Raw genomic sequence first — 10367 nt, forward strand, 5'->3', positions numbered from 1 at the left:
GTCGTGGCCCCCGTGCCGCCGGCGCCACCCATGATGGCCGCCACGCCGCCTCCGGCGCCGCCCGCGCCCGACGAGGACCAGGACGAGGATGCCGCCGATGCGCGCAGGGAGGCCGAAGAGGCCCGCGCCGAAGCCGCCCGGGTCCAGGCCGAGATGGCGAGGGAGGAGGCCGACCAGGTGAAGGACCGCGTGCGCGAGGAGATGCGGCGCGCCCGCGAGAGCATCCGGCGCGGCAAGCGCGGCGCCCGGGACGTGGTGGCGCGCGGACAGAACCTGGAGGTGAAGGAGGGCGAGTCCGTGGAGAGCGCCGTCGTCTATGGCGGCAACCTCATCGTGCGCGGCACGGTGGAGGACGACGCGGTCGCCTTCGGTGGCAACCTGGAGATCCACGGCCACGTGGAGGGGGACGCGCACGCCTTCGGCGGCAACGTCATCCTGGGCCCGGACGCGGAGGTGGAAGGCGACGTGTCCGCCTTCGGCGGCCAGGTGCAGAAGGAGGCCGGCGCCAAGGTGGAGGGCAGCACGGAGTCCTTCGGCGGCGCGGGGCTGGGTCGCATGGTGGCGGGGGAGATCAAGCGCGGCATGCACGAGGCCCGCGATCCCGTCGCGTCGGAGGAAGAGGCGGACGAGGACGAGGACCGGGGCGGCGGGCCGGCCTCGTTCATCCTCCAGTTCGCGCTCCTCTTCGGGCTGGGCTTCCTGGGGCAGATGTTCTTCCCGGCGCGCATGAAGGAGCTGGGCGAGGAGATCCGCAGCCGCCCCGGCAAGAACGTGTTGTTGGGCTTCGTCGGCACGCTGGCGCTCATCCCGCTCACCATCGTCCTGTGCATCACCCTCATCGGCATCCCGGTGGCGTTCGCCCTCCTGGTGGCGTCCATGCTGGGCACGGCGCTGGGCTACGCGGCCATCGCCTCCGAGCTGGGCACGCGGATCCCGGTGCTGCGCGGTCGCAAGACGCAGGCAGGGGTGCTCGCCATGGGGCTGGGGTTGCTGCTGCTCGTCAGCCACATCCCGGTGCTGGGCGTGCTGCTCAACCTCTTCCTCACCCCGCTGGCGCTCGGCGCCGTCATCCGCACCCGCTTCGGCTACCGCCCCCGGGGCATGCCGGAGCCCATCTTCCCCCGGGACGAAGCCCCCGTCTGACGCACCCGGCCTGAAGGCCCCCCGGGGCTTGCCCCACCGCGTCATGAAAGCCCCGCTCCCCGCGCACCGGGAGTGGGGCTTTTGCTTTCCCCACAAGTGTCGCGTTCACGCGCCATCACCTGGGCTGTCGGCGCGGGCTGTTGGTGGCGGGCGGGCGGACGCCGACAGGCTTTGACCGCCCGGGTCCGGTGCGCCATTTTGCGCGGCACCCATGCGACGCCTCCCAGACGCAACCCCGCGCGGCAGGGCCATCACCGTGGACCTCGAGGGCGAGAGCATCCCCGCCGTCGAAGGCGAGCCGGTGGCGTGCTCCCTCATCGCCGCGGGCGAGAACGTCCTCTCCCGGTCCGTGAAGTACCACCGCCCCCGCGGGCCCTTCTGCTTCGCCGCGGCCTGCTCGCACTGCCTCATGCGCGTGGACGGCCTGCCCAACGTCTACACGTGCCGCACCCCCGCGAAGGAGGGGATGCGGCTGGAGCGGCAGAACGCGTACCCCTCCGCGAACGTGGACATCTTCGCGACCATCGACTGGTTCTTCCCCAAGCGCTTCGACCACCACGAGATGTTCGCGGGCGTCCCCATCGCGGAGGACGTGATGGCGAAGGTGGCCCGGCAGCTCGCCGGCCTGGGCCTGTTGCCGAAGGAGCCCGGCCCCGAGGCCCTGCCCTCGCGCACGATCCAGATCCGGGTCGCGGTGGTGGGCGGTGGCGCTGCCGGCCTGGAGGCGGCGCGGGTGTTCGCGGGCAAGGGCGTGCCCTTCATGCTCTTCGAGCGCGACGCGAACCTGGGTGGCCGTCTGGCCCACGGCGCCCCGGAGGACGGCGCGCCCTTCGTGCCGGAGCCCACCGCGTTCCCGCAGGGCAGCGTGGTGCGGCGCGCCACCGTCATCGGCCTCTATGACGACGAGCACGGGCGCTACCTCGCGGTGGCGTCGCAGGAGCCCGAAGGCCTGCGGCTCCTGAAGGTCTACGCGGAGCGCTTCCTGCTCACGGTGGGCGGCCATCCCCCCACCCTCCCCTTCGAGAACAACGACCTGCCCGGCGTGTTCGCGGGCCGCGCGGCGAGCCTGCTCCTGCGCCGCCACGACGTGGCCCCGGAGGTCGCGGCGCTGGTGGGCCACGGCCCGGAACTGCACGCGCTGGCGCACCTGCTGGCCCAGCGCGGGGTGGAGATCGCCGCGGTGGTGGACCTCAAGGGGCCGCTGCCCGCGAACGCGCACCCCAAGGCGTGCGTGGGGGACGGGCTCAAGGCCCACGGCCTGCGCGGTGTGGGGGCGCTGAGCTTCACGCCCCAGGGTGGCCGCAAGCAGAAGGTGTCGTGCGACGCCATCATCGTGTCGGTGCCGGTGACGCCGGGCTTCGAGCTGGCGCGCCAGGGCGGCGCGAAGGTGGAGTTCGACGCGAGCGCGGGCCACTTCCGCGTGGACGCGGACGCGGACGGACGCACGCAGGCCGCGGACGTGTTCGTCGCGGGCGACGTGGCGAAGGTGGGGACGGCGAAGGACGCGGCGGCCATGGGCCAGCGCGCGGCGCAGGCGCTGCTGGGAGGGCTGTCATGAGCAAGGCGCTCGTCTGCACCTGTGAGGACGTCACCGTCTCCGACATCGAACACGCGCTGGAGCGGGGCTACCAGGACGTGGAGTCGGTGAAGCGCTTCACCGGCTTCGGCACCGGCATCTGCCAGGGCAAGAGCTGCCACTCCACGGTCGCGGCGCTGCTCCAGAAGTCGAAGGCGCTCAAGCCAGAGGCGGTGGTGCCCTTCACGCCCCGCCCGCCGCTGTACCCCACGGAGCTGCGCGTGCTGGCGAGCGCGCCCGTGGATGAATCCGTGCCCCCCATGGGCGGCGTGCCCCAGGAGCTGGAGCACTTCCCGTCCGCGCTCCGGCCGGAGGGGCCGGTGCCGCAGAAGGCGAAGGTGGTCATCATCGGCGGCGGCATCATGGGCCTGTCGCTGGCGTACAACCTGGCCCTGCGCGGCGAGACGGACGTGGTGGTGCTGGAGCGCGGCTACCTGTGCGCGGGCGCGTCCGGCCGCAACGGCGGCGGCGTGCGCATGCAGTGGGGCACCCCGGCGCTCATCGAGCTGGCCAAGCGCTCCATTGATTTGATGAAGGTGTTCGCGCGCGACCTGGGCGTCAACGTGTGGCTGCGCCAGGGCGGCTACCTCTTCCTGGCCAAGCGCAAGGACACCGCGCTGCGGCTGGAGAAGAACGCCGTGCTGCACAACAAGTACGGCGTGCCCACGCGCATCATCACCCCGGACGCGGCGCGCGACATCGTCCCCGGCCTGACGATGAAGGACTGCCTCACCGCGGCCTACAACCCGGAGGACGGCGTCATCTTCCCCTGGGCCTTCCTCTGGGGCTACGCGCAGGGCTGCGTGAAGCGCGGCGTGAAGGTGGAGACGTACACCCACGTCACCGGCTTCGAGACGAGCAACGGCCAGGTGCGCAAGGTGAAGACGGACCGGGGCGACATCGCCTGCGACACCGTGGTGCTCGCCGCCGGCGCGTGGAGCCCCCAGGTCGCGAACCTGGTGGACGTGGCGCTGCCCAACGAGCCCCACCGCCACGAGATCCTCAGCACCGAACCGCTCAAGCCCTTCCTGTCCCCGCTGGTGTCGGTGCTCGACACGGGCCTGTACTTCAGCCAGTCCATGCGCGGGGAAATCGTGGGCGGCATGGGCGACCCGAAGGAGCCCGCCGGCCCCAACATGGGCAGCACCCTGCGCTTCGTGTCGCGCTTCGCCCGCGCCCTCACCGAGCAGCTGCCCAACGTGGGCCAGGTGAAGGTCCTGCGCCAGTGGGGCGGCCTCTACGACGTCACCCCGGACAACAACCCCATCCTGGGACGCACCCCCGGCCTGGACAACCTGCTCCAGCTCTCCGGCTTCGTGGGCCACGGCTTCATGATGGCCCCCGCCGTCGCGGAGCGGATGGCCGGGTGGATGACCTCCGGCGACTCCGACGAGCTCTTCACCCGCTTCAACCTCCGCCGCTTCAAGGAAGGCACCCTGGAGCGCGAGGAGATGATCATCGGCTGAGAGGCCGGGGCCTCACCCCGCCCTGTCTCCGCTTGGGACAGGGCGGGTTTGATTGTCCGCAAAAACAGCACTCCTGGAAATCCATGCAAGCCCCCGGGATGGCTGGGGATTCGCCCGGGAATGTGACGTTTCTTTACAAACGCAACCGGGTTGCACGGAGCATCCACGCACCACCTCGCGGTGCCGGGGTGGCGCGCTCCGTCTGGGACGCCTGCTGGCACGCGACGTGCCTTGCCCTTCGCGCCGCGCAATGCCGCGCGAAGGAGGTTCCCGATGGTCGCGAAGAAGCTCATGGGTGCGATGCTGGTGCTGGGCGTGACGGCGTGTGGTTCCGTGGAGCCGCAGGACCTGCCGGACGCGGAGCCCAACGGTCCGCTGGCGTCGCAGGAGTCCAACGTCATCGTCGGGACGCTGAACTGGGTGAGCGCCACGTCCCTCACGGGCACGCCGCGCGCGAAGTCCCTGGCGGTGGGCTACCTCTCCATCCCGGCGGTGGGCAGCCGCTGCACGGCGTGGCTGGTGTCCAACGACGTCATCATCACCAACAACCACTGTGTCGGCAGCAGCGCGGACGCGGTGGGCGCGCGCGTGTCGTTCAACTACGAGGACGGCGTCGCGTCCGCTTCGCGCATCTGGTACCCGTGCGCCACGTTCATCAAGACGTGGAGCGGTGACGACATGACGGCGCTGCGCTGCTCGGCCGTCAACGGCCAGCTCCCGGGCGCGGTGTACGGCTTCCTCACCGTCTCCGCCACCAACGCGGCGACGAACGCCTCCGTGTACGTCGTCAACCAGAACTGCGACTACTACACGACCCCCTCCTGCGTCCCGACGAAGAAGTCTTCTCCGGGCACCGTGCTGAACGGCAACTACAGCACCACGGACATCTCCTACAACTCGGACACGCTGGGCGGCTCGTCCGGCTCGCCCGTCATCTCCACGTCGACGAACCAGGTGGTGGCGCTGCACCACATCGGCATCGGCGGCAACTCGCAGGGCCGCGGCACGGCCAACACCGGCGTGAAGGCCACGCGCGTGAAGGCCCGCCTCGCGGAGATCGGCCTGTAGTCGTCGGAGTCCTTCGACACTCAGGACGCGGAAGAGGGCTCCCCCCCGGCCAGCAGCACCGGCCGCGGGGGCGCTCCCGCTTCGGGCCCGGAGGGCTGGAGCAGGAGCTTGCGGCGCAGTCCGCCCAGCGCCAGCCGCCCCAGGCCCCGCTTGAAGGAGCGCGGCAGCAGGCGCAACAGCCGCATCACCCATCGGTGCCCCAGGCCCGGGTACACCAGCGCGTCGCCCCGCTCGAAGCCCGCCAGGGCCTCGCGGGCGCACTGACGCAGGGACACTTCGAAGAAGGGCGTCACCTCGTCCGGCAGCGGCGGCTCCAGCGCCAGCGGGCCCGGGGCCACGAAGGTGACGGGGATGCCCGCGTCCTCCAGCTCCAGGCGCAGGGACTCACTGAAGCCGTCCAGGAAGCGCTGCGTGGCGGCGAACGTCACCGCGCCCGGCAGGAAGAGGCGCGCCGCGCCGGAGCCGACGATGAGGATGCCGCCCCGCCCCCGCTCCAGCATGGGGCCCAGCAGCCGGTGTGTCAGCATCGCGGGGGCGAGCACGTTCGCGTGCACCAGCTCCTCGATGCGCTTCCAGCGCTCCTGGACGTACAGCCCGCTGGACGTGTGATCCGCGTTGTTGATGAGCACGTCCACGCGCACGTAGTGGCGCTCCAGGTGCTCGAACAGCTCATCCACCGCGCGCGGATCATCCAGTCGGCAGGCCTGGAGCATCACCCCCAGGGTCGGGTTGCGCAGCAGCAGCTCATCGCGCAGCTCGGACAGCTCCTGCACCTCGCGCGCGACGAGCACCAGCGTCCGGACGCGTGGGGAGAGAAGGCGGGCAAGCTCGCGGCCGATGCCGCCAGCGGCGCCAATGATGAGCACGGTACCGTGGTCGATGGGAGGGCGCATGGGGGGAACCTCGGACAGAAAACTGCCCATGCTCACGCGGGCTTGCGTGCCCGCTCCGTTGCTCCCATCCTGTGAGCGCCCGCTCGCTCCCGAGGCGGCCGGGCGTTCCCTTGCTGTCATTGTCCGGGGAGGACATCCATGGCTGCCCCTTCACGCATCCTCGTGCCGGTGGACCTGAAGGACGGCTCCCGGTCCGTCATCGAATACGCGCTGCAGCTCGCCCGGCCCTTCGGCGCGACGGTGGACATCATCCACGCGTGGGAGCCGCCGCAGTACGTGGCGCCGGACCTGCTGGTGGCCTCGCCCGGCTGGGACGCGCAGGCGCTGGAGACGATGGCGCGCGACTCCGCGGGCAAGGAGCTGGCCACGCTCCTGCAATCCCTGGAGGGCAGCGCGCCGGTGGCCCTGTCTCACCGGGTGGTGATTGGCGAGGCGGCCAACATCGTGCTGGAGGAGGCCCAGCGCGGGAAGTACGACCTCATTGTCATGGGCACCCATGGCCGCAAGGGCCTGACGCGCATGCTGCTGGGCAGCGTGGCCCAGAAGGTGGTGAGCCACGCGACGTGCCCGGTGCTCACGCTGCACGTCACCCCGGAGCAGGCCTAGCTCAGGGCTCCGCCCACTGGCGAAGGAGGTTGTGGTACACGCCCGTCAACATCACCAGCGCGGGGCTCTTCGGCACCTCGCGCGTGAGCTGCATGATGGACGTGTCCAGGTCGAAGAGCAGGGCGCGCTGGCCCGCGTCGCGCACCATGCTCTGCACCCAGAAGAACGACGCCAGCCGCACGCCGCGCGTCACCGGCGTGACGTGGTGCAGGCTGCTGGACGGGTAGATGAGCAGGTCCCCCGCGGGCAGCTTCGCCGAGTGGTTCCCGTAGGTGTCCTCCACCACCAGCTCGCCGCCGTCGTAGCTGTCCGGTTCACTGAGGAACAGCGTCGCGGACACGTCCGTGCGGAGGCGCAGCGACGTGCCCAAGAGCGGCCGGATGGCGTTGTCCACGTGCGAGCCGAAGTCCATCCCCGGCTCGTAGCGGTTGAACAGCGGGGGGAAGACGCGCTGGGGCAGCACCGCGGAGATGAACAGCGGGCTCTGCTCCAGGCCCGCCAGCACCAGGTCCCCCAGCTCCCGCGCGGCGGGGCTCCCTTCGGGGAGCTGGAGGTTCTTCTTCACCTGGGCGGACTGGCTGCCCGCGGTGGCCCGGCCGTCCTCCCACGCCGCCTGCTGGAAGACGGTGCGGCAGTGGGCGACCTGTTCGGGCGTGAGGACCCGCGGGATGTGCACCATCATCAGGGACTTCCTCCTGCGGCTAGAATCGCACGTGCGCGGAAAGCAGCGCCGAGCGCCCCTCCGCCGGCACGGCCTGGCCCGCGTAGTAGGACTCGTAGAAGAGCTTGTCGGTGAGGTTGTAGACGTTGAGCTGCAGGTCCACCTTCTTGAAGGCATAGCTGGCGAAGACGTCGAAGCGCCAGAAGTTGGGCACCTTGCTGAGCAGCACCGTCGCATTGGCCGGGTTGTTCACCGGAACCACGTCCTGGTAGACGGCGCCGCCGCCCACGGACAGGTTCTCCAGGAGCGCGTACGTGGTCCACAACGACAGGCTGCGCTTGGGCGTGTTCACCAGCCGCTGGCCTTCCAGGAAGTCGTTGCTGTGCTCGCGGATGCTCGCGTCCAGGAACGTGTAGTTGGCGAACACGTTCCAGCGTTGCACCGGAGAACCCGCGATGCCGACGTTGTAGCCCTGCACGCGCTGCTTGCCTTCCAGGATCTGCGCCGGCCCCTCCGGGTCGGTGTTGGGCACGCGGGCGTTCTTCTTGTTCGTGCGGAAGACGGCGGCGTTGACGCTCAGGCGCTCGGCGATGAGGTCGGACTTGGCGCCAATCTCGAAGGTCTCGTTCTTCTCCGGGTCCAGGCTGACGGTGTCGTTGGACAGCGTGGCCAGCTCCGCGCTCGGGTTGGAGGACGTGCCGTACATGCCGTAGATGCTGGCGTTCGCCACCGGGTGGAGCACCACGCCCGCGCGCCAGTTGAACAGGCCGTTCTCCTGCTCGAACGGCGTCGTCTCCCCGGTGGCGGTGGTGGCCGAGTAGTCGCTGTGGAGGTTGTCGTAGCGCAGCGTGCCCAGCAGCTCCACGTAGGGGCCCACCTGGATCTGGTCGGACGCGTAGACGCCCAGGTTCCACTGCCGGCTCGAGTTGGACGACGCGAAGACGCGGCTGACGGCGGACAGGTCCGGGTTGTGATCCGGATCATAGAGGTCCGCGGGCAGGTTGGGGCCCGTGGGCAGGCCCACCGCGGTGAGGTTGTCGCGGGACTGGCTGCGCCGCTCGCGCGAGATGTCCAGGCCCACGTTGGCGGTGTGCTTGAGGAACCCGGTGGTGAACACGCCGCGCAGGTCGGTCTGGTTCGCCAGGTAGTTGTTGTCGGTGTTCGTCTCGAAGCGCTGGCGCCCGATGGTGGTGGGCGCGTTGACCGGCGTCAGGCCGCGCGGCGCGGTGGGGCGGGCGAAGCGATCCACGCCGCCGTAGCGCAGGGTGTTCGTCAGGCGGATGCCACCGCCCAGGTCGGCCAGCACGCGCGCGGTACCGATGTGCACGTTCACGCGCTCGGTGTCGCTGTCCTGCACGCCGTAGAAGTTCTCGCGGGGCACGTTCAGGGTGACGGACACCGGGTAGCCATTGAAGTACGGCTGGCCGTAGTCGGGCACGCTGTTCTCGTGCTGGTAGAAGTAGTCCACCTCCAGCGACACCTTGTCGCTCAGCACGAAGCGCGCGGACGGCGCGATGCCCGCCCGGTTCTCCGTGACGACGTCACGGCTGGCCACGTCCGCGAGCTGCCCCGTCGCGCTCACGCGCAGCTGGATGCGCTCGGACACCTCCTCGTTGAGATCCGCCTCCACGCGGCCGGACGGCGCCGTGCCGCCCGACAGCCGCAGGTCCTGGAAGGAGCCCCGCTTCGGCTTCTTCGTCACCATGTTGATGGCGCCGCCCGTGGAGCCCCGGCCGAAGAGCACCGACGACGGACCAAAGTAGACCTCCACGCCCTCCAGGTTGAACGTGTCGCGGGTGAACCAGCCCAGGTCGCGCACGCCGTCGCGCAGGGTGTCCGTCTGGGCGGAGAAGCCGCGCAGCGAGAACGAGTCGCCCTGCCGGCCGCCCTCCCCCGCCGTCACCGTGATGCCCGACACGTTGCGCAGGGCATCGCGCAGCGTCGTGGCCTGCTGCTCCTCGATGACCCGCTCCGGCACCACCGTGATGGTCTGCGGCGTGTCCACCAGCGGCCGGGGCAGCCGCGTCAGGCTGGGCTCCGTCGCGTTGTACTTCGACGCCTCGCCCTCCACCTCCACCGTCGGCAGGACGAACACGTCCTGCTCCTCCGCGGGCGGCGCCTCCGTGCTCGCGGCAGCCGGGGCCGGAGTCGGAGCCGCAGGGGGCGTCACGGCGGGGGTCGTCTCCTCCACCGGGCGGGACTCCTGCACCGGCGCCGGGGTGGCGGCGGCGGGCGGCGTCTCCTGCGCCACCGCGCTGCCGGCGGCGAGCGCGGACGCGAGCCCCACGGCCTGCCCCCAGGGCCACAGCGCGCCACGCACGCCTCCAGGATTGCCATGTGATGAGCGGATTCCAGAACGACCGGGCTTGGCGGTGGACACGTGACCCTCGGAGGATGGGCTGCCTAAATGAGAATGATTCTCATATGCAATACCCGGCATGGTGGAACAAGAAGTTTCTTCCCAGGCCGGCGGGAACGGCGTCGCGCCAGGGCCGCTCGCGCAATGCGACGCATCAGTCGGGCGAATGCCACACGGCGGTGCGTGAAACGAAGCGGCCCGGAGCCGCGCTCGCGGTCCGGGCCGTGGGGGATGAAGGGGGCTGCGCGTGGAGCGGATCAGGCCGCGTGCGTCTTGGACTCCGGGGACTCGGGGGGCGCGACAGGGGTCGCCACCGCCCGGGCCTGACGACGCGGGAAGAAGCGACGCCACGACAGCGAGTAGCCCGTGTAGACGAGGAACACGGCGCCGAACGACGCGAGCGCGGCGATGAGTTGGCCTGGCCACCCCAGCGCCTCGCCGGTGTGCAGGAAGCGCAGCCAGGTGCGCACCTTGCGACCGCTGTTGAAGTCCGCGTACGTCTCCGTGCGCAGCGGCTGCGCCGTGTACGGATCCACCGACAGCTGCGTCGACGCGAACAGCGGCCACCGGTCCTGCTCACGAACAACGAAGGCGC

General features: G+C 70.7%; 9 protein-coding genes. 5 read left to right on the forward strand and 4 right to left on the reverse strand.

The window, feature by feature from the left end; genetic code table 11:
* From D7V93_RS28020 to D7V93_RS28035, 4 genes are all read left to right on the forward strand, one after another.
* Window positions 1–1143 (forward strand): DUF8173 domain-containing protein (locus tag D7V93_RS28020; RefSeq protein ID WP_147451376.1); only part of this gene is annotated, 1143 nt, incomplete at its 5' end.
* Window positions 1144–1354: 211 nt separating this feature from the next.
* Window positions 1355–2701, forward strand: a complete 1347-nt coding sequence (locus tag D7V93_RS28025) for a 2Fe-2S iron-sulfur cluster-binding protein (RefSeq protein ID WP_120646304.1) — start codon at window positions 1355–1357, stop codon at window positions 2699–2701.
* On the forward strand, window positions 2698–4185 hold the full coding sequence (locus D7V93_RS28030; protein ID WP_120646305.1) for an FAD-dependent oxidoreductase: 1488 nt from the start codon (window positions 2698–2700) through the stop codon (window positions 4183–4185). The genes D7V93_RS28025 and D7V93_RS28030 overlap by 4 nt, the downstream gene beginning before the upstream one ends.
* Before the next feature lie 273 nt (window positions 4186–4458).
* Entirely contained in the window at window positions 4459–5253 is a 795-nt protein-coding gene (locus tag D7V93_RS28035) for a trypsin-like serine peptidase (protein WP_120646306.1), read from the forward strand.
* A gap of 20 nt (window positions 5254–5273) precedes the next feature.
* Here D7V93_RS28035 and D7V93_RS28040 read toward each other — a convergent pair whose 3' ends face one another.
* Window positions 5274–6146, reverse strand: coding sequence for an SDR family NAD(P)-dependent oxidoreductase (locus D7V93_RS28040; protein ID WP_120646307.1), 873 nt, complete (start codon window positions 6144–6146; stop codon window positions 5274–5276).
* Between the two features lie 138 nt (window positions 6147–6284).
* Here D7V93_RS28040 and D7V93_RS28045 point away from each other — a divergent pair, with 138 nt between their 5' ends.
* The gene (locus D7V93_RS28045) at window positions 6285–6752 is read left to right on the forward strand and encodes a universal stress protein (protein ID WP_120646308.1); all 468 of its coding nucleotides are present in this window, start codon (window positions 6285–6287) and stop codon (window positions 6750–6752) included.
* Window position 6753: 1 nt separating this feature from the next.
* Here D7V93_RS28045 and D7V93_RS28050 read toward each other — a convergent pair whose 3' ends face one another.
* The 3 genes from D7V93_RS28050 to D7V93_RS28060 form a co-directional block, all read right to left on the reverse strand.
* Window positions 6754–7434, reverse strand: a complete 681-nt coding sequence (locus D7V93_RS28050; protein ID WP_120646309.1) for a Fe2+-dependent dioxygenase — start codon at window positions 7432–7434, stop codon at window positions 6754–6756.
* 19 nt (window positions 7435–7453) lie between these two features.
* The gene (locus tag D7V93_RS28055; protein WP_244237553.1) at window positions 7454–9733 is read right to left on the reverse strand and encodes a TonB-dependent receptor; all 2280 of its coding nucleotides are present in this window, start codon (window positions 9731–9733) and stop codon (window positions 7454–7456) included.
* Window positions 9734–10029: 296 nt separating this feature from the next.
* On the reverse strand, window positions 10030–10367 hold a 338-nt coding region (locus D7V93_RS28060), incomplete at its 5' end, for a PepSY domain-containing protein (protein ID WP_147451377.1).

The sequence above is a fragment of the Corallococcus llansteffanensis genome (assembly GCF_003612055.1).
Taxonomy (GTDB): Bacteria; Myxococcota; Myxococcia; order Myxococcales; family Myxococcaceae; genus Corallococcus; species Corallococcus llansteffanensis.